At 60.2% G+C, this 19,240-nt stretch carries 19 protein-coding genes and 1 pseudogene; 6 read left to right on the top strand and 14 right to left on the bottom strand.

Annotated features, from left to right (window positions below; translation table 11 throughout):
• The first annotated feature begins 136 nt into the window (after window positions 1-136).
• A complete protein-coding gene (locus HX807_RS06490) occupies window positions 137-1,081 on the top strand; it encodes an alpha/beta hydrolase (protein ID WP_177049530.1) in 945 nt (314 codons plus the stop codon).
• Between the two features lie 58 nt (window positions 1,082-1,139).
• Window positions 1,140-1,610, top strand: a complete 471-nt coding sequence (locus tag HX807_RS06485) for a MaoC family dehydratase (RefSeq protein ID WP_003213034.1) — start codon at window positions 1,140-1,142, stop codon at window positions 1,608-1,610.
• A 55-nt stretch (window positions 1,611-1,665) separates the two neighbouring features.
• Here HX807_RS06485 and HX807_RS06480 read toward each other — a convergent pair whose 3' ends face one another.
• Entirely contained in the window at window positions 1,666-2,133 is a 468-nt protein-coding gene (locus tag HX807_RS06480) for a PA2169 family four-helix-bundle protein (protein ID WP_003213033.1), read from the bottom strand.
• 206 nt (window positions 2,134-2,339) lie between these two features.
• On the opposite strand from HX807_RS06480, the gene HX807_RS06475 reads away from it, so the two are divergent.
• The 3 genes and pseudogenes from HX807_RS06475 to HX807_RS31605 form a co-directional block, all read left to right on the top strand.
• Window positions 2,340-2,576, top strand: a complete 237-nt coding sequence (locus HX807_RS06475) for a DUF3820 family protein (RefSeq protein ID WP_003213031.1) — start codon at window positions 2,340-2,342, stop codon at window positions 2,574-2,576.
• A gap of 12 nt (window positions 2,577-2,588) precedes the next feature.
• Entirely contained in the window at window positions 2,589-3,770 is a 1,182-nt protein-coding gene (locus HX807_RS06470; RefSeq protein ID WP_177049529.1) for an aminotransferase class V-fold PLP-dependent enzyme, read from the top strand.
• Window positions 3,761-3,868: pseudogene (locus tag HX807_RS31605) on the top strand (outer membrane lipoprotein carrier protein LolA); the annotation flags it as partial. The gene HX807_RS06470 and the pseudogene HX807_RS31605, both read left to right, overlap by 10 nt.
• Before the next feature lie 99 nt (window positions 3,869-3,967).
• On the opposite strand, the gene HX807_RS06465 reads toward HX807_RS31605, so the two are convergent.
• From HX807_RS06465 to zwf, 3 genes are read right to left on the bottom strand one after another with little or no spacing between them, the layout of a single operon-like run.
• Entirely contained in the window at window positions 3,968-4,633 is a 666-nt protein-coding gene (locus tag HX807_RS06465; RefSeq protein WP_003213027.1) for a bifunctional 4-hydroxy-2-oxoglutarate aldolase/2-dehydro-3-deoxy-phosphogluconate aldolase, read from the bottom strand.
• A gap of 17 nt (window positions 4,634-4,650) precedes the next feature.
• On the bottom strand, window positions 4,651-5,364 hold the full coding sequence (gene pgl, locus HX807_RS06460; protein WP_008431579.1) for a 6-phosphogluconolactonase: 714 nt from the start codon (window positions 5,362-5,364) through the stop codon (window positions 4,651-4,653).
• Window positions 5,351-6,817 (bottom strand): glucose-6-phosphate dehydrogenase, encoded by a 1,467-nt coding sequence (gene zwf / locus HX807_RS06455; RefSeq protein WP_003213023.1) that lies wholly within the window; start codon window positions 6,815-6,817, stop codon window positions 5,351-5,353. Before zwf ends, pgl begins: the two co-directional genes overlap by 14 nt.
• Window positions 6,818-7,035: 218 nt before the next feature.
• On the opposite strand from zwf, the gene HX807_RS06450 reads away from it, so the two are divergent.
• Window positions 7,036-7,896 (top strand): MurR/RpiR family transcriptional regulator, encoded by an 861-nt coding sequence (locus HX807_RS06450; protein ID WP_173406104.1) that lies wholly within the window; start codon window positions 7,036-7,038, stop codon window positions 7,894-7,896.
• Between the two features lie 142 nt (window positions 7,897-8,038).
• Here HX807_RS06450 and HX807_RS06445 read toward each other — a convergent pair whose 3' ends face one another.
• The 10 genes from HX807_RS06445 to HX807_RS06400 all read right to left on the bottom strand — a co-directional run bounded on the left by HX807_RS06445 (window position 8,039) and on the right by HX807_RS06400 (window position 19,212).
• The gene (locus HX807_RS06445; RefSeq protein ID WP_003213018.1) at window positions 8,039-8,884 is read right to left on the bottom strand and encodes a D-hexose-6-phosphate mutarotase; all 846 of its coding nucleotides are present in this window, start codon (window positions 8,882-8,884) and stop codon (window positions 8,039-8,041) included.
• A 178-nt stretch (window positions 8,885-9,062) separates the two neighbouring features.
• Window positions 9,063-10,409 (bottom strand): carbohydrate porin, encoded by a 1,347-nt coding sequence (locus HX807_RS06440; RefSeq protein WP_063027703.1) that lies wholly within the window; start codon window positions 10,407-10,409, stop codon window positions 9,063-9,065.
• Between the two features lie 105 nt (window positions 10,410-10,514).
• Window positions 10,515-11,675 carry an ABC transporter ATP-binding protein gene (locus HX807_RS06435; protein ID WP_017475738.1) on the bottom strand — a complete coding sequence of 387 codons (1,161 nt, stop codon included), beginning with the start codon at window positions 11,673-11,675 and terminating at the stop codon, window positions 10,515-10,517.
• Between the two features lie 2 nt (window positions 11,676-11,677).
• A complete protein-coding gene (locus HX807_RS06430; RefSeq protein ID WP_003213012.1) occupies window positions 11,678-12,523 on the bottom strand; it encodes a carbohydrate ABC transporter permease in 846 nt (281 codons plus the stop codon).
• On the bottom strand, window positions 12,516-13,424 hold the full coding sequence (locus HX807_RS06425; protein ID WP_003213011.1) for a carbohydrate ABC transporter permease: 909 nt from the start codon (window positions 13,422-13,424) through the stop codon (window positions 12,516-12,518). Before HX807_RS06425 ends, HX807_RS06430 begins: the two co-directional genes overlap by 8 nt.
• 88 nt (window positions 13,425-13,512) lie before the next feature.
• A complete protein-coding gene (locus HX807_RS06420; protein ID WP_003213009.1) occupies window positions 13,513-14,799 on the bottom strand; it encodes an ABC transporter substrate-binding protein in 1,287 nt (428 codons plus the stop codon).
• A 106-nt stretch (window positions 14,800-14,905) separates the two neighbouring features.
• On the bottom strand, window positions 14,906-16,165 hold the full coding sequence (locus HX807_RS06415) for an AGE family epimerase/isomerase (RefSeq protein WP_177049528.1): 1,260 nt from the start codon (window positions 16,163-16,165) through the stop codon (window positions 14,906-14,908).
• Window positions 16,166-16,321: 156 nt separating this feature from the next.
• Window positions 16,322-17,149: a hypothetical protein gene (locus HX807_RS06410; protein ID WP_003213005.1), complete on the bottom strand. Its 828-nt coding sequence runs from the start codon at window positions 17,147-17,149 to the stop codon at window positions 16,322-16,324.
• Window positions 17,150-17,267: 118 nt separating this feature from the next.
• Window positions 17,268-18,266: an NAD(P)-dependent oxidoreductase gene (locus tag HX807_RS06405; protein WP_003213003.1), complete on the bottom strand. Its 999-nt coding sequence runs from the start codon at window positions 18,264-18,266 to the stop codon at window positions 17,268-17,270.
• A gap of 52 nt (window positions 18,267-18,318) precedes the next feature.
• Window positions 18,319-19,212 (bottom strand): LysR family transcriptional regulator ArgP, encoded by an 894-nt coding sequence (locus HX807_RS06400; RefSeq protein ID WP_003213001.1) that lies wholly within the window; start codon window positions 19,210-19,212, stop codon window positions 18,319-18,321.
• Between the last annotated feature and the right edge of the window lie 28 nt (window positions 19,213-19,240).

Here is a 19,240-nt window from a genome sequence, read left to right as displayed (position 1 = left end):
GCAGCTATGGTCAATCAGGCAAATACAACAAGATGCGTCATTGATTGTGTGAATCTCCCCGCCAAGGCCAGCGCTGATCCAGCGGCCTGCGGTGAATGAGCTATACACTGCAACGACCCTGAGCAAAGGAAGCGCCATGAACCACACCACTTTCTGGCTGACCGCGAATGACCGCAGTCGGGTGTACGTCAACCAGTGGCTGCCGGACGGGCCGCCCAAGGCGCTGATCATGCTGGCCCACGGCATGGCCGAGCACAGTGGCCGCTATGCCCGCCTGGCCCAGGCGTTGTGCGATGCCGGCTACGGCCTGTACGCCCCCGACCAGCGCGGTCACGGGCGTACCGCCGACGAGGGCACCATGGGGCTGTTCGCCGAGAAAGACGGCTGGAACAAGGTGGTGGGCGACCTGGCGAGCCTCAACCAGCATATCGGCCAGCAAGCGCCGGGGGTGCCGATCATCCTGCTGGGCCACAGCATGGGCAGCTACATTGCCCAGGCGTACCTGCTGCACCACAGCGCGAGCCTTAACGGGGCGATTCTCAGCGGCTCGAATTTCCAGCCGGTGGCGCTGTACGGCGCGGCCAAGGTGATTGCCCATGGCGAACGCCTGCGCCAGGGGTTGCGCGGGCGCAGTGCGCTGATTGATTTCCTGTCATTTGGATCGTTCAACAAGGCGTTCAAACCCAATCGCACCGCTTTCGACTGGCTCAGCCGTGACCCGGCCGAGGTCGACAAGTACGTCAGCGACCCACTTTGCGGCTTCCGTTGCACCAACCAGCTGTGGATCGACCTGCTGGGCGGCTTGCAGCAAATCAGCAAAGCGTCCAATCTCGCTCAGATAGACCCGGGGCTGCCGATCCTGATAATGGGCGGTGAATGTGATCCGGTCAGTGAAGGCAAGCGTCTCAAAAGTCTGGCCAATGCGTTGCGTGAAGCCGGCTGCCAGCACCTGGAGCTGAGCATTTACCCACAGGCGCGCCACGAATTATTCAACGAAACCAACCGTGATGCGGTCACAGCCGACGTGCTGACGTGGCTGGCCCAGGCAGCAGTGCTGCGCCGCCCTACTCGCTGCGAATGATTTTTCGTTTAAAATCAATATATTAAGATTTCTGATTAGCCACAGGATGCACCAACTGATGACCCAGGTTACCAACACGCCTTACGAAGCCCTCGAAGTCGGCCAGACCGCCAGCTACAGCAAGACCGTCGAAGAGCGCGATATCCAGTTGTTCGCGGCAATGTCCGGCGACCACAACCCGGTGCATCTGGACGCCGAATTCGCCAAGGCGACCATGTTCAAGGAGCGCATTGCCCACGGCATGTTCAGCGGCGCCCTGATCAGCGCGGCGGTTGCGTGCGAGTTGCCTGGGCCCGGCACGATATACATCGGCCAGCAAATGACCTTCCAGAAGCCGGTCAAAATCGGCGACACCCTGACCGTGCGTCTGGAAATCCTCGAGAAGCTGCCGAAATTCCGCGTGCGTATCGCCACCCGCGTATTCAACCAGCGCGATGAACTGGTGGTGGATGGCGAAGCCGAGATCCTCGCGCCACGCAAGCAGCAGACCGTGACCCTGACCGAACTGCCGGCCATCAGCATCGGTTGAACGAATGCCCATGAAAAAGCCCCGCATCTGCGGGGCTTTTTTATTCAGGCGGGGCTCAAGACTGAGCGCGAGCCTGGTTACGCAGGGCTTTCACCTGGTCGTGGTTGCGTTGCGCGCCGTGGAACTGACGCTCTACCAGGTCACGAATGCCCAGCAGGTTGTGCTTGTTGATCTTCTCGATCGCTTCTTTGTAAGCCTTCAGTGCGTGGTCTTCACCGCGCTCGGCTTCGTTCAGCACGGCTTCTTCGTCTTTACCGGTCACCATCGACTTCACGTCGACCCAACCACGGTGCAAGGCACCGGCGACGCTACCGGAATCTTCCGGATCGCCACCCAGCGCTCTTACTGCGGTCTGCAGTTCGGCAGCGGCGGTACCGCAATCAACGGAACGTTTGGCAAACAGGGCTTTGAGTTCTGGGTGCTTGATGTCTTCTGCGCAGGTCTTGAAGCCTTCCTGGCCGTCTTTGCTGGTCTCGATCAGGTCGTTGAGTACAGAGATCGATTCTTTGTTGATATCAGTCATTTTTCAATTCCTTCGCGGGTTAAGAAACGTGTATTAGTAATTGCAGCGCCCGTGCCAGCTTTTGAAAAACAATTTATTACTTAAATTTCAATAAGTTAGCCAATACACAAAAATCTGTATCCGCTTTATTTGCATGATCTGTCATTTGGCCTCCATGCAGAATGCCTGTATTTTCCAAGGCATCGACTCAAACACCTGAAGCCGCAATGAACCCTGAAAAACTTGAACTGCTGATCACCCGCGAAATGCCCTTCGGCAAGTACAAGGGCCGGATCATTGCCGACTTGCCCGGCCCCTACCTGAACTGGTTCGCCCGTGAAGGTTTCCCCCACGGCGAACTGGGCGGGTTGCTGGCCCTGATGCAGGAAATCGACCACAACGGTTTATCCGAACTGCTGGAACCCCTACGCGCCAAGCACGGCAAGCCCGCCCCTCGTCATTAATAGAGCACGCACATGGACAGTACCCGCGACGAACAACACTGGCACGCCATCGCCCAGCGCTACGACCTGGAGCCCGGCCCGATCAACCTCGAAAACGGTTACTTCGGGCGCATGAGCCGCGCGGTACTTGAGCAGTATCAGGACAACGTCGCCTTCATCAACCGCAGCAACTCGATCCATGTGCGCCAGCGTTTCGAGCAGGGCGAAAACGTCGAGATCCGTAACCAGTTGGCGCAGTTGATGGACGCCGATCCTGAAGCCATCGCCCTCACCCGCTGCGCCTCGGATGCGTTGCAGTCGCTGATCCGCAACTACAACCGCTTGCAGCCCGGCGACCAGGTGCTGATCAGCGACCTGGAGTACGACACCGTCAAGGGCGCCATGCGCTGGCTGGCGCAGAATCGTGGCGTAGAAGTGATCGAGATTGCCCACGAACACCCGGCCAGTTTCGACAGCCTGGTGCAGACGTATCGCGATGCGTTCCTGCGCTATCCCCGCCTGAAACTGCTCGCACTGACCTACGTGACTCACCGCACCGGGCTGGTGATGCCGGTGGAGGCGATTGCCGGCGCTGCCAGGGAACATGGAATTGATGTGATCCTCGATGGCGCCCATGCGCTGGGGCAGATCGAGTTCAACCTCGCGCAATTGGGTATCGCGTTTGCCGGTTTCAACCTGCACAAGTGGATCGGTGCGCCGTTGACCCTGGGCTTTATTTATATCGACCCGCAACGGTTGGCGGACATTGATCCGGACATGGGTGAGTTTCACTATCCGGTGACCGATGTACGTGCCCGCACGCCGTACAGCACGCCGAATTTCCCGGCGTTGATGACCTTGCCGCTGGTGTTCGAAGAGCATCGGGCATTGGGCGGGTCGAAGGCCAAGGGGGCCCGCCTTAATTACCTGCGGGATTTGTGGGTGAGTGAGGTGCGGCAGTTGCCGGGAATTGAAGTGCTGACGCCCGACGATCCACGGCTGTATTGCGCGATCACGTCGTTCAAGTTCACTGACAAGCCGGATCAGCAGGTGATGGCGGACCGACTGCTCAAGGAATACAACCTCTTCACCACAACCCGCAGCGGGGCCTCGTTCGGCAGTTGTATTCGGGTGACACCAGGCTTTTTGACGTCAGCGGCGGACATTCATGTGCTGATCAAAGCCATCACCGAACTGAGCGCGATATCACTGTAGGAGCGAGCTTGCTCGCGAAGGTCGTTAACGATGACACGGGAAACCTGACACCCAGCGGTGCTCTCGGTTTTTTCGCGAGCAAGCTCGCTCCTACAGTGGGAGTGGGCCATTTTCCGCAGGCAAAAAAAAGCGGTACACCGACCAAGTGCACCGCAAAAATGCCGTAGAACACAGCAACAACGATTCGGTAAATCCAATCAGTCCAGCAGGGCCAGCGCCTCGGCGGTGGTTTCCTGGATGCGTGCCCAGTCGCCGTTCTTGACCCACTCCGGATCAAGCATCCAGCTACCGCCCACGCACATCACATTTTTCAACGCCATGTAGCTCTTGATGTTGGCCGGGCCAACCCCGCCAGTCGGGCAGAATTTCACTTCGCCAAACGGGCCGCCCAGGGCCTTGATCGCCGCCACGCCACCGCTGACTTCAGCCGGGAACAGCTTGAAACGGCGATAACCCAGGCCATAACCTTCCATGATCCCGGAGGCATTGCTGATGCCCGGCAACAGCGGAATCGAGCTGTGTACCGAGGCTTCCAGCAGGTCACGGGTAATCCCGGGGGTGACGATAAATTGCGAACCGGCCACTTCGGCCGCTTCCAGCATATGACGATCCAGCACGGTACCGGCACCGGTGCACAGCTCCGGACGCTGCTCACGCAGTACCTGGATGGCCTTGAGGCCGAACTGCGAACGCAGGGTCACTTCCAGTGCGGTCAAACCACCGGCTGCCAGGGCATCGGCCAGCGGCAGGATGTCCTGTTCACGGGCAATGGTGATCACCGGCAGGATCCGCGCCTTGGCGCAGAGGCTGTCGATCAAGGCAACTTTGTCCGCCATGGAAACGGTAGGTTGAGGGCTGTTCATCGCGGCTGATCCTTGGCTCATGGGCACCAGTAAATCTCTAGAGTAGGTTGCAAAAACGCGCGTATCGGCATGGCAGCAACGTCGTCACTGGCCAGCGCGGCGCTCAAGGTGGTCAATTTCGAGCTGCCGGAAATCGACAGCACGGTGTAGTGGGCGGTGGCCAGCAGCGCGCGACTCATGGTCAGGCGCTGGTGCGGCACGGTCGGCGCCAGCATCGGCCAGCAACGACGGCTGCCGTCCGGCTTCAACGCTTCAGCCAGGTTCGGGCTGTTGGGGAACAGCGACGCGGTGTGGCCGTCGTCGCCCATGCCCAGTACCAGCACATCAATCGCCGGCAACTCGGCCAGCAGGCGATCGGCCTGCTCGGCAGCGTCGTCAAGGGTGGCGGCGACGCTGTACAGGCTCAGGAACTTGGCCTTGGCCGCCGGGCCTTGCAGCAAATACTTCTTCAACAGGCCGGCATTGCTGTCGGCATGTTCCACCGGCACCCAGCGCTCGTCGGCCAGGGTGATGGTCACCTTGGACCAGTCCAGGCCTTGCTTGGCGAGGTTCTGGAAGAACGCCACCGGGCTGCGGCCGCCGGACACCACCAGGGTCGCCTCGCCACGGGCACTGATGGCCGCGCGCAGTTGTTCGGCCACGTCATTGGCCAAGCCATCCGCCAGCAGCACCGGGTTGCGGTACTCATGGGCAGTCACGCCCTGAGGCAGTTTCAAATCAGATATCGCCATACCAAGACCTCCCGTCCCGCGTGATCAGTGCAATCGAGCTCATTGGCCCCCAGGAGCCCGCCGCGTACGGCTTGGGCGCATCACCGGATTTTTTCCATCCGGCGATCAACTGGTCACACCACTTCCACGCAGCTTCGATTTCATCTTTGCGCACAAACAGGTTCTGGTTGCCACGCATTACTTCCAGCAACAGCCGCTCGTAGGCATCGGGAATCCGTGCGCTGCGATAGGTGTCGGAAAAATTCAGTTGCAGCGGGCCGCTGCGCAGTTGCATGCCCTTGTCCAGGCCCTGCTCCTTGGTCATCACGCGCAAGGAAATCCCTTCGTCCGGTTGCAGGCGGATGATCAGTTTGTTGCTGATCTGCAAGCGCTGCTCGGGGGCGAAGATGTAGTGGGACGGTTCCTTGAAGTGGATGACGATCTGCGACAGTTTTTGCGGCATGCGCTTGCCGGTACGCAGGTAGAACGGCACCCCGGCCCAACGCCAGTTACGGATATCGGCACGCAGGGCGACGAAGGTCTCGGTGTCGCTCTGGGTGTTGGAGTTCTCTTCTTCCAGGTAACCCGGTACCGGCTTGCCGGCGCTGTAGCCGGCGATGTATTGGCCACGCACCACCTGGGTGGTCAGGCCGTCTGGGCTGATGGGCGCCAGGGCCTTGAGCACCTTGACCTTCTCGTCCCGAATACTGTCGGCAGACAGGTCGGCGGGCGGGTCCATGGCGATCAGGCACAGCAGCTGCAGCAGGTGATTCTGGATCATGTCCCGCAGCTGCCCGGCCTTGTCGAAATAGCCCCAGCGACCTTCGATGCCTACTTGCTCGGCCACGGTGATTTCAACGTGGGAGATGTAGTTCTGGTTCCACTGGGTTTCAAACAGGCTGTTGGCAAAACGCAGGGCGATCAGGTTCTGGACGGTCTCTTTGCCCAGGTAGTGGTCGATGCGGTAGGTGCGGTTTTCCGGGAAGAACTGCGCCACGGCGTCATTGACCTTGCGCGAGGAATCCAGGTCCGAGCCGATGGGTTTTTCCAGGACCACGCGGGTATTTTCCGCCAGGCCGACCTTGGACAGGTTCTCGCAGATCGCGCCATACACCGCCGCCGGGGTGGCGAAGTAGGCAATCAGGCGTTGTTCAGTGCCGGCGTTCTCTGCCAGGGCGACGTAGTCATCGGCCTTCAGGAAGTCGACGTGCAGGTACGTCAGGCGGGCCAGGAAACGCTGGGCGACGGTTTCGTCCAGTTCCTTGCCAACGTAACCACGCAATTCTTTTTCGATGTGGGCCAGGTGCTGTTGCTCGGAACCGGCCTCACGGGCCAGGGCCAGGATGCGCGTGTCTTCGTGCAGCAGGCCCGCACCATCGAGTTGATAGAGGGCAGGAAATAACTTGCGCAGCGCCAGATCACCCAAGGCGCCAAACAGGGCAAAGGTGCAGGGTTCTACGGTTATCGAAGGCATGATGTTTGTTCTTTTATCAAGTTAAGCTACAAATACCTTTTTTTAAGGCATCACTCAAGGAAAAATGTAGTAATAACCACAACATTTTCCCGAAAAACGTATTCCGAGTGGTGGTGTTCAACTACCCTCAGTAGGATAGGCCACCGCAAAGGGCCGCTCGTCGATTGGTTGACGACCCTTATTTGCATCGTCGCCCTAAGGAAACATGAATGGACCGCGTGCGAAATCTACTGGAACAGATCCAGAAACGCCTCGAAGAACTGAACAAGGCTGAACGTAAAGTCGCCGAGGTCATCCTGCTCAACCCGCAGCAGGCGACCCGCTTCTCTATCGCCGCCCTCGCCCAGGCCGCTTCGGTCAGCGAACCTACAGTGAACCGCTTCTGCCGCTCGTTCGGCGTGAGTGGTTACCCTGAACTTAAATTGCAGCTGGCGCAAAGCCTGGCCAGCGGCGCGGCGTATGTCAGCCGCGCGGTGGAGGCCGATGATAACCCGGAGGCCTACACCCAGAAGATCTTCGGCAGTGCCATCGCGTCCCTCGACAGCGCCTGCCAGGCCCTGGACCCGAACCTGATCAGCAAGGCCGTCGACCTGCTGATCCAGGCTCGGCAGATCCACTTCTTCGGCCTGGGTGCTTCGGCGCCGGTGGCCATGGACGCGCTGCACAAGTTTTTCCGTTTCAACCTGTCGGTCACGGCCCACGCCGATGTGCTGATGCAGCGGATGATCGCCTCGGTGGCCCACACCGGGGAGTTGTTCGTGATCATTTCCTACACCGGGCGTACCCGTGAACTGGTGGAAGTAGCACGTATTGCGCGGGAAAACGGCGCCTCGGTGCTGGGCGTGACCGCCGAAAATTCGCCGCTGGCCAAGGCCAGTACGGTGAGCCTGAACATTCCGTTGCCGGAAGACACCGACATCTACATGCCGATGACCTCGCGGATCATTCAGTTGACGGTGCTGGATGTACTGGCGACGGGCATGACCTTGCGTCGCGGAGTGGATTTCCAGCCGCACTTGCGCAAGATCAAAGAGAGCTTGAACGACAGCCGGTATCCGGTTGGGGATGAATTCAACTAGGCCCGAATCTACTGTGAATGTGCCGGCCTCTTCGCGAGCAAGCCCGCTCCCACATTCGACTGCATTCCAAAAGTGGAACTCGGTCTAATGTGGGAGCGGGCTTGCTCGCGAAAGCGGCATCAGCAACACCGGAACATCCGGATCAAGCCCCCGCCCTGGCCTGCAAACTCAAATGCGCCCTCTCCCCCGGCGCCAGGCTCGCAGCAGCCATCGCCGACTCCACACACACAAACCCCGCAGCCTCGTTGAAGCTTACCCCCAGCAACGGTCGACTCCCCGGGTGCCACACCACCGTGTCGGCACTCTCACCGGTGTCGATGCACAATTCGCGCTGCCAGGCATGGTCCTTGAGGTGCAGTTCGCCGTCGTGCTGGAACACCCGCTGACACCCACCATCGACACGCAACTCACCTTCCTGCTGGCACGCCTGGCGATTCAGCTGGTCGTAGCCCTGCGCGCCATCCAGCCCAGACAGCGCTATCTCACCAACGTTGCCAATCCGCCAATAAGCGTGCAAAGCATGGCTCAATTGGCACGGCAGCTCGTCCTGGTGCTCGGTGGCCAGGCGCAGCTCCAGGGTTTCCCCCAGGTGTGCATGCAGGTCCACCTGCCAGTCGCATAGCTGCAATTGCCAGTGCAAACGCACGCCGTCGTCGTCGGTGCTGCTGTCCAGCAATTTCCAGTCGATCAGCCGTGCCCAGCCATGGGACGGCCAGGCGTTTTCGCTGGGATGGCGGCCATACCACGGCCAACACACCGGCACGCCGCCACGGATGGCGCCGACCTGCGGCCACTTGGCCGCGCACCACAGCCAGGGTTTCTGGCCCGTGGGCTGAAAGTGCAGCAATTGCGCGCCCTGGCGACTGAACACCGCCTGGCAGAGCGGGTGATCGATCACCAGCACATCGCGCATCTGGAAGCGTTCCCAGGCGAATACCGGCCGCTCGCGCAGGGATTTGAAAAAGCGTTGCAGCGGATGCTCATGCATGTGCCACGGTCCTGAATATCTTTGCAGGCGCTGGCTTGCCTGCGATGGCATCGCCTCGGTGTGGCAGATACACCGCAGGGCTCGCATCGCAGGCAAGCCAGCTCCCACACAAAAAAAAGCGGATAGCCATGGCTACCCGCAAAATGCGCACAGAGAGAAGGAGCTTATCGCAACAACGTTAGAACGTAGACTGAATTTTCAGGCCCGCTACCACCGCGTTGTCGACTTGCTTAACACCACCTGGGTTGGCGATGTATTGCAGGTTAGGACGCACGGTCAGCCAGTTGGTGACGTGGAAGCCGTAGTTCAGTTCGACGTTGTACTCCGTGTTACGCAGCGGTGCGTAACCCGATTGGTCGTAATCCGTGAACCCGCCGGCCGCGTTGAGCAACTCAGCATTTTTCTTCACGTCACTGTTGGCATGGATACGGGATACACCGATACCCACGTCATCTTTTGTACGTGCGTCGAATGGACCTTTATACACAAGCATCAGCGACTGGTAGTTGTCGACCAGGTTGGTGTCTTTGTCGTGGAAGGTGACGTTGGCCGCAATGTTCAAGCCGCGGGAAGCATCGCCATTGTGGGTGGTGAGTTGCTGTTGCAGAACGCCCCAGTAACCGCTTTTGCTGCTGCGAACGCGGAAGGCTGCGCCCGTGGTGCCAGCATCGTTACCGTTGACGTCTTCACGTACGTCGGTAGCGTCGGCGGTGCTCTTGTAGTAACCCACACGGTATTCGCCCGGCAGGCCATTGACCTTCGGCGACCAGACCAATTCAACCGGCAATACGGTGCCCTTGGTGCCGCTGCCGCTGAGCTTGAAGCCGTTGCCGTGCTCCAGTTGCGACGGGTTCTGGTTGTACGCACCGATTTGCGCATACAGCTCAGGCGTGATGTTGTACTTCACGCGGATAGCCGCCTGGCTGACGGGCCAGTTGTACCAGGTGTTTACATAGTTACCGACCTGCGAGCCACAGAACGACAGGTTCTGGAAGTCGCACGGGAAGGTGTTGAAGTCTTCGCCTTCACCGAAGTAACCGAGTTTCACGTCCAGCTTGTTGTCGAACATCTGGTGCTGAATCCAGAACTGGGTCAGACGCACCATGTGGCCTCGGCCGTCGACTTCCTGAGACGAGCTCAAGGTGCCGGCACGCGGGTCACCAATACGGTCGTTGGAAATGTTTGCGCCATTACGATTGGTCAACTGGATCTTGGCCTGGGTGTTATCCCAGCCCCACAGCTTTTGCAGGTCCAGTGCCACGCCCAGACCGAACTGGTCAGCGTAACGGGCAGTCTTGTCGTTGTTGTAGCCACCGCTGAGGTTGCCACCGACTTCACCGACGTAATCCGCCTTGATGTCGATACCTTGCTCGATCAGCTTGGTACGCTCGCCGCCCCAATCGCCGGTCATCCACTTGGAATCGGCGCTGAACGCGTCGTCCGCCATCGCATTGGCGGACAGTACCAGGGCGGCTGCTGCTGACAGTTGGCAGATCAACCGGGTGTTGTTGTGGTGCTTTTTCATCCCTACATCCTCGTCTTTATTGTTATTAACTGTTTTTATCTAACGCGGTTTACTTCTTTGTGAGAGCAGGACTCTCACAAAAGCCCCTACACATCATTTGAAACTTCAGCGTCCCTTGAATTGAGCGACGTTGTCGGCACGGTCCTGGGCAGGCAACGAAGCGGCAGTGCCCAGGCGCTCGCCGGTCTTGGCGTCGAACAGCAACACTTTGGCCGGGTCGAACTGCAAGGTCAGGGTCTCGCCCACTTGCGGCGCCACATCGGGCGCCAGGCGGCAGCAGACCTTGGTGTCATTGATTTGCACGAACACCAGGGTGTCCGGACCGGTCGGCTCGGTGACTTGCACCTCGGCCCGAATGGTCGGCGCGCCGGTGGCTTCAGCGGCAGCCAGTACGATCTGCTCCGGGCGCAGGCCCAGGATCACTTCGCGGTCTTCAAGACCGGCATCGTTCATGTTCAACGGCAATTCACAGCGGGCCTGGCCGCTGTCCAGCAGCGCCACCAGGCGGCCGTCCTTGCGTTGCAGGCGCAGTGGAATGAAGTTCATCGGCGGCGAACCGATGAAGCTCGCCACGAACAGATTGGCCGGGTCGTTGTAGATCTCTTTCGGCGTGCCGAACTGCTGGATGATGCCGTCCTTCATGACCGCCACTTTGTCGCCCAGGGTCATCGCTTCGATCTGATCGTGGGTGACGTAGACGGTGGTGGTTTTCAGACGCTGGTGCATCAGTTTCATTTCGGTACGCATCTCGACCCGCAGCTTGGCGTCGAGGTTGGACAGCGGTTCGTCGAACAGGTAGATCTTCGGGCGACGCGCCAGTGCCCGACCCATGGCCACACGTTGTTGCTGGCCACCGGAGAGCTGGCCCGGCTTGCGATTGAGCAGGTGCTCGATCTGCAGCAGCTTGGCCACTCGCGCCACTTCTTCATCGATCGCCGCCTGGGGCATCTTGCGAATCTTCAGGCCGAATTCGATGTTCTCGCGCACGCTCATGGTCGGGTACAGCGCGTAGGACTGGAACACCATGGCGATGTCACGATCCTTGGGGCTCATGCCGCTGACGTCCTGGTCGCCGATCATGATCGCGCCACCGGTGATGTTTTCCAGGCCGGCAATGCAATTCATCAAGGTAGATTTGCCGCAACCCGAAGGGCCGACCAGGATCAGGAACTCACCTTCCTTGATCGACAGTTCGATGTTCTTCAGGGTGTCCGGCAGGCCGGTACCGTAGGTCTTGTTTACGTTACGAAGTTCGAGCGTTGCCATGATTACCCCTTGACCGCGCCGGCCGTCAGGCCGCGCACGAAATACTTGCCTGCGACCACATAGACCAGCAGGGTCGGCAGCCCGGCGATCATCGCCGCCGCCATATCAACGTTATATTCCTTGACCCCGGTACTGGTGTTGACCAGGTTGTTCAGCGCCACCGTGATGGGCTGCGAATCACCGCTGGAGAACACCACGCCGAACAGGAAGTCGTTCCAGATCTGCGTGAACTGCCAGATCAGGCACACCATGATGATGGGTGTCGACATCGGCAGGATGATCAGGCGGAAGATCGTGAAGAACCCCGCGCCATCCAGGCGAGCCGCCTTCACCAGTGCATCGGGAATGCTGACGTAGTAGTTACGGAAGAACAGTGTAGTAAACGCCAGTCCGTAGACGATGTGCACGAACACCAGGCCCGTGGTGGTACTGGCCAGGCCCATCTTGCCGAGGGTGAACGAGGCTGGCAGCAGCACGGTCTGGAACGGCAGGAAGCAGCCGAACAGCAACAGGCCGAAGAACAACTGCGAACCACGGAAGCGCCACATCGACAGCACGTAGCCGTTCAACGCACCGATGGCGGTGGAGATCAGTACCGCCGGAACGGTGATCTTGATCGAGTTCCAGAAGTAGCCGTCAACCGTGGCCCAGGCTTTCACCCAGCCGATGCCGGTGATCACGGTGGGCCAGCTCAGCAGGTTGCCGGTGCTGATGTCTTCCGGGGTCTTGAAGCTGGTGAGCAACATGACCACCAACGGCACCAGGTACAGCAGGACAGCGAGGATCAGCACCGCGTAGATCGCGACGCGGCTCAGGCTGATGGCAGGTTTGCCAGCAAGACTAGTCATTACGCTTGGTCCTCAGCTCGGAGTACAGGTAAGGCACGATGATTGCGAGAATCGCACCGAGCATCAGAATCGCACTGGCCGAACCCATGCCCATCTGGCCGCGGCTGAAGGTGAAGGAGTACATGAACATCGCCGGCAGGTCGGAGGAGTAACCCGGACCACCCGCCGTCATGGCCGCCACCAGGTCGAAGCTCTTGATCGCGATGTGCGCCAGGATCATTACCGCACTGAAGAACACCGGGCGCAGGCTTGGCAGCACCACTTTCCAGTAGATGCGCGGCATGCTCGCGCCGTCGATCTGCGCCGCACGGATGATCGATTGATCAACACCGCGCAGGCCGGCGAGGAACATCGCCATGATGAAGCCCGAGGCTTGCCACACAGCAGCGATCACCAGGCAATACACCACACGGTCCGGGTCGATCAGCCAGTCCAGGCGAAAGCCTTCCCAGCCCCAGTCACGCAGCAGTTTGTCCAGGCCCATGCCTGGGTTGAGCAGCCATTTCCAGGCGGTACCGGTGACGATCATCGAGAGCGCCATCGGGTACAGGTAAATGGTGCGGATAAAACCTTCGCGACGGATTTTCTGGTCGAGGAAAATCGCCAGGGTCACGCCGATCACCAGGGTGATGCCGATGAACATGCCCCCGAACACCGCGAGGTTCTTGCTCGCGACCCACCAGCGGTCGTTGTCGAACAAGCGCACGTATTGCGCCAGGCCTACGAACTTGTAGGTCGGCAGGAAAGTCGAGTTAGTGAACGACAGCACGAACGTCCACAGGATGTAGCCATAGAAGCCCACCAGAACGATGAACATGCTCGGCGCCAGCACCAGTTTGGGTAGCCAGCGCTGCAGTGCATCGAACGGCGAGGCTTTGCTGAACACAGCAACAGAACTCATGGGAAAATCCAGTACAGGGAAAAAGGACTACAGGAACATGCCTTGTGGGGGTTAGGGGTCCCCCCACAAGGCCATTCGGTACTAACCGTTACTTGGCCGACTTGATCGCTGCCGCGAGTTTCTTCGCGGTATCGGCAGGGTCAGCTTTCGGGTCGTTGATGTAGTTGGTCACGACATCAAAGAACGCGCCTTGTACCGCCAGCGTGGTTGCCATGTTGTGGGCCATGCTTGGTTGCAGGCCGCCAGTCTTGGCATCCGCCAGGAAGTCCTTGGCAGCAGTCTGGGCGCAGGAGTCAAAGCCGTATTTGCCCATGTCTTGCAACATGTCGATACGAACCGGGATCGAGCCTTTGTTGATGCTGAAGACTTTCTGGAAGTTTTCGCTCAGCACGACCTTGGCGATGTCCTGCTGACCGGCAGCAGTGCCTTTGTCTTTCTGCTTGAAGGCTGCGAGGGAGTCGATGTTGTAGGTGAAGGCCTTGTCGGTGCCCGGGAAGGCTACGCACTCGTAGTCTTTGCCGGCGACTTTCTTGGCGGCGGTCCATTCACTCTTGGCCCAGTCACCCATGATCTGCATGCCGGCCTTGCCGTTGATGACCTTGGCGGCTTCCAGGTTCCAGTCCTGGCCCTTGCCGTCGGCGTCCATGTAGGTCGCGACTTTCTTCAGCTCGGTCAGGGACTTGATCATTTCAGGGCCGGTCAGGGCTTTTTCGTCGAGGTCCACCAGGGCTTTCTTGTAACCGTCAGCCCCCATGACCGAGAGCACGACCGCTTCGAAGACGGTGCTGTCCTGCCAAGGCTGGCCACCGTGGGCGAGCGGAATGAAGCCCGCGGCCTTGAGCTTGTCGCCCGCTGCGTAGAATTCTTCGAGGGTGGTCGGGTTCTTGGTGATACCGGCTTTCTTGAACACTTCCGGGTTGATCCACAGCCAGTTCACGCGGTGAATGTTCACCGGCACGGCCACGTAGTTACCTTCGTACTTCACGGTATCGGAGACTTTCTTGTCCAGCAGGCTGTCCCACTTCTCTTCTTTGGCGGGTTCCTTCAGGACGTCGGTGTCGAGCAGCCCGGTGGACGCCCATTCCTGGATGTCGGGGCCTTTGATCTGGGCCATGCCTGGCGGGTTGCCAGCAACGGCGCGGCTTTTCAGTACGGTCATGGCAGTGGAACCGCCACCGCCGGCGACGGCACCGTCTTTCCAGGTGAAACCGTCTTTTTCAACTTGGGCCTTCAGGACATCTACTGCCGCTTTCTCGCCACCCGAGGTCCACCAATGCACAACTTCAACCGTCCCTTTCGAGTCGGCGGCAAAAGCACTGAGGGGAAACAACGAGGCAACGGAAATAGCTACGGCGAGGCGACTGATCGCTTTCATCTGAGTACCTTTTTTCTTGTTGTTATGCATGCAAGTCGGTGCTTGCGCTGCAAACGAGTTTAAACAGGGATTTTTCAGGTGCAGGTAACAAAGGGACGCCAAAATGTCACCACTTGGTGACATAGCGCCCGGTGGCCACGGCACTGGCCATGCTCGGTGACAAGGGTAGCCCCGGCAGCAAGACAGACTGCCAGGCGTGGTAGAGGTCCGGTTTGCCACCCCAGATTTTCGCGCTGGGCTGGTTTTTCGGGCTCAGTTCGTGGTGCCAGCTGCCGTGTGTGCGGTCAATGAAACGGGTTTCACAGAACTCCCAGAAGCGCCGGTACCAGGTTTCGTAATGCAGCTCCCCCGTGCGTTTGAGCAGCGCCTGGGCAGCGGCACTGGCTTCGCAATGGGTCCAGTGCAGGCGCTCGCGTACCACGGGGCGCTGGCTCCAGTCGAGGGTATAGACAATGCCGGGGGCGCCGTCGACGGCCCAGGCGTATTCACAGGCGCTGGCGAACAGGCCCTTGGCGTCGGTCACTAGCCACTCAGGGGTGACGAGCCCGGCATCCAGGCGCGCAGCCTCAAGGTGCAACACCAGTCGCGCCCATTCGAAGCCGTGGCCGGGGGTGATGCCGTAGGGACGAAAACCATCGGCCGGGTTGTCTTCGTTGTAACCACGCAGGGGTTGCCAATGGCTGTCGAAATGCTCGATCACCATGTCCCGGTTTTGCGCCGCATGGGTATGAATAATCCGCTCGACGATGCGCAGTGCCCGGTCCAGCCAGCGGGTTTCACCGGTGACATCGGCCAGGGCCAGGAAGGCTTCAGTGGCGTGCATGTTGCTGTTGGCGCCGCGATAGGCTTCTACCCCGCTCCAGTCCTGGGCGAAGGACTCGAGCATCGCGCCCTCCTCTTCGTTCCAGAAGTACTGGTCGATGATGTGGATCGCGTCGTTGAGCAAGGTTTGCGCGCCGGGAGCGCCGGCCACTACTGCGGAGCTGGCGGCCAGGGCGACAAAGGCGTGCAGGTAGGCGGCCTTGCCGGTGTTGCCGTCGCGGGCGTCGGGCGTGGCGAACCAACCGCCGTGCCGGGCATCGCGCAGCGGGCCGCTGAGGGCCACGACGCCGTGTTCCACCAGGTCGGCATAACCTGGCAGGCCCAGCCCATGGGCCATGGCAAAGCTATGGGTCATGCGGGCGGTGTTCATGGTTTCGGCGACGGCATCGGGCGGCAGGACGCCTTGATCGTCGAGGTTGCCGAAGCCGTCAGGCAGCCTGGAAGCCTTGGCGAATGACAGCAGGCGCTGGCCTTCAGTGGCAAGCCAGGCGTGATGGGCAGGTGCGTTCAGCCAACTACTGGCAGGCAGTGGTTGCGTGGTCATGATTAGCCCTTTTTATTATGTGCGGGATGACGGGAGTCTAAACAAGGGCGGCGCGAGGGCAAGTAACGAAGGAGACGGGAAATGTCACCGATTGGTGACATTGATTGTGCCAGGGCCTGCAGGCGTCATGTGTAGTGACGCCTGCAGCACCTCACATCACTGCTGCCCGAGAGGGGTGATCCGGGCCGGCTGGTTGATCTGCTGCTGCAGGTTCTGCACCTGGCTTTGCAAGGCAGTGACGTTACGCGTGGTCTGGATGCGGAACACGTCGAACTCCTTGGTGGACGGACCGTCCGAAGCCGCGGCGCGGTTGTCCAGTTCGCTCTTGAGGACCACAAGGTCCTGCTCCAGGCGGGCGATGGCGGCCGTGGGGTTGCCCTGTTTTTTCAGGGCTGCGACGTCGGCGGAGAGGTCCTTGAACTCGGCGTCCCGGGACTTGAGGGTAGCCACCGCCTCCGTCAGCGCCTGGACCTGGCCCTGCAATTGCGCGTTGGCACTGGACAGCTGGGTCGTGCTGGCGGTCATCTGCTCCAGGCGCTTGTCCAGGTCAGTCGCCTGGCCGGCCACGCCCATCTGCTGCTTGCCCTGCTCCAGCAACTGGGTCTCCAGCTGCTTGATCTGCAGTTTCAGGGCCTCGCTGCCATTATTCACATTGGCTTCGCTGGCCACCACCTTGCCGGAAATATCCTGCAGGCGCCCCGCCGCTTCCTCGCTGATGCGCGCGAAGCTTTCCTGGGTCGCCACCAGTTGCTGGCCCATCAGGGAAATCTGCTGGAAGCTCCACCAGGCAAGGCCGGCGAAGGCGAACAGCAGCGCACCGACCAATGCCCACAGCGGCCCGGTACTGGCGCTCTTGACCTTGACAACCGGCGCAGGCCGGGAGCGCACGGAGGTAGCCGGCGTGGGCTCGAAATCATCGTCGTCCGAGGTGTCGGCCCGCAGGCTGGGAACGTTGTCGAAGTCGTCGTTAGCATCGTTACGCATGAATCAACCTTAAATCCTTTGAGGTGGCATATGGATAGCCAGGCGTCGGAGTATAAACCCCCGACCTGCCGCACTGATCGACCCGGGTTCGCAAATTCGGTTCCCGGTGTGTTGCCGGTTATTTAAGTCCGACGTCCTGGGCCTTCCACCAGCTACAGAACTCGTCGAGGGCCGCCCACAGGCTGACCTTGGGCTGGTAGTCGAGATAATGCCGTGCGCGGGTGATGTCGAGGGTGAAATCTTTGTTCATCACCTGCATGCCCAGCCGTGACAAAGACGGTTCCGGGCGCCCTGGCCACATGGCACAGAAGGCTTCATTGAGCGCCGCAACGCTGTAAGACAAGCCGTAGGACCGATAACGGGTGACCTGAGGCATGTCCATCTGTCGCATCACGTAGTTCACCACATCCCACACCGGCACCGGGGCACCGTTGCTGATGTTGTAGACCTTGCCCAACGCCGAGCCCGTCGCCAGCAAACTGCTGAGCAGGGCTTCATTGAGGTTGTGCACGCTGGTGAAATCGACCTTGTTCAGGCCATCGCCGACAATCGCCAGGCGGTTCTTGCGCTGCATCTTCAACAGGCGCGGGAAGATGCTCATGTCGCCGGCCCCCGTGACAAAGCGCGGGCGCAGGGCCAGCACTTCGAGGCCAAACTCCTGGGCGCCAAACACCTTTTGCTCCGCCAGGTATTTGGTGGCTGCATACGGATGCTTGAAACGCTTGGGCACTTGTTCTTCGGTCAAGCCCAGGTGGTCACGGCCGTCGAAGTAGATCGACGGCGAAGACAGGTGTACGAGGCGCCCGACCCGCTGCTTGAGGCAGGCCTCCACCACGTTTTCGGTAACCAGCACATTGCCCTGGTGGAAGTCCTGATAACGCCCCCACAGCCCCACGGCCCCGGCGCAATGCACCACGGCCTCGACGTCGCGGCACAGCTCGCGCACCAGGTCCGGATCATTCAAATCACCCTGGATAAACTCGGCGCCGCGCCGTACCAGGTGCTCCACACCTTCGGCCCGCCGCCCGTTGACCCGCACGTCCAGGCCCTGCTCCAGGGCGAAACGCGCAAAGCGCCCGCCAATGAAGCCGCTTGCGCCGGTGACCAGAATTTTCATGACTTACTCCGCATTCTTTCGTTTTTCATCGCTGTTGCCTTGACGCTGGCCATCACGCCAACGGCACCAACCATTGCCCCGTTGTGTGTGCCAGATGATCCGTCAGCAGGCCCAGCAATTGTCCACCACTGCGCCAATGATGCCAGTACAGCGGCACATCGATCGGCTTATCTGGCAATAACTCCACCAACACGCCCTTTTCCAGCTGGTCGCGCACCTGCAATTCGGGCACCAGGCCCCAGCCCAATCCGGCTTCCGTCAGGCGAATAAAACCTTCGGACGAGGGGCATAGATGGTGTTCGAAACCACCGTCGACGCCCAGGGACGCCAGGTAGCGATGCTGCAGGAAATCATCCGGGCCGAACACCAGCGCCGGCGTGCGGGCCAGTTGATCGGCCCGCACGCCCTCGGGAAAGTGCCGGGCGACAAACGCCGGGCTGGCCAGCGCCCGATACCGCATCGCGCCGAGCAACAGGCTGCGGGCACCGGCCACCGGGCGTTCGCTGGCGCAAATACAGGCTGCCACTTCGCCGGCGCGCATGCGCTTGAGGCCGACGGTCTGGTCTTCTACCACCAGGTCCAACAGCAAATGCTGCTCGGCGCAGAAGTCGCTCACCGCCTCGGCCCACCACGTGGCCAGGCTGTCGGCATTCAAGGCGATGCGCAGGCGCTCGGGCATGCCCTCTTCATCCAGCGCGGGCACCTGGCTTTGCAGGTCGCGCTCCAGCAATCGTACCTGTTGCACGTGGTTGAGCAGGCGGCGGCCGATCTCGGTGGGCGTCGGCGGCGTGGCACGTACCAGCACCGGCTGGCCGATTCGCGCCTCCAACAGCTTGATGCGCTGGGAAATCGCCGATTGGGAAATTCCCAGTACCTGCGCGCCCCGCTCGAAGCCGGCCTGTTCCACCACCGCCGCCAGGGCGGAAAGCAATTTATAGTCGAACATCAGTTTTCCTAATGAGCGATCAGCAATA

Source organism: Pseudomonas sp. D8002 (genome assembly GCF_013385695.1).
Taxonomy (GTDB): Bacteria; Pseudomonadota; Gammaproteobacteria; order Pseudomonadales; family Pseudomonadaceae; genus Aquipseudomonas.
This window is presented reverse-complemented; position numbering and strand designations above follow the sequence as displayed.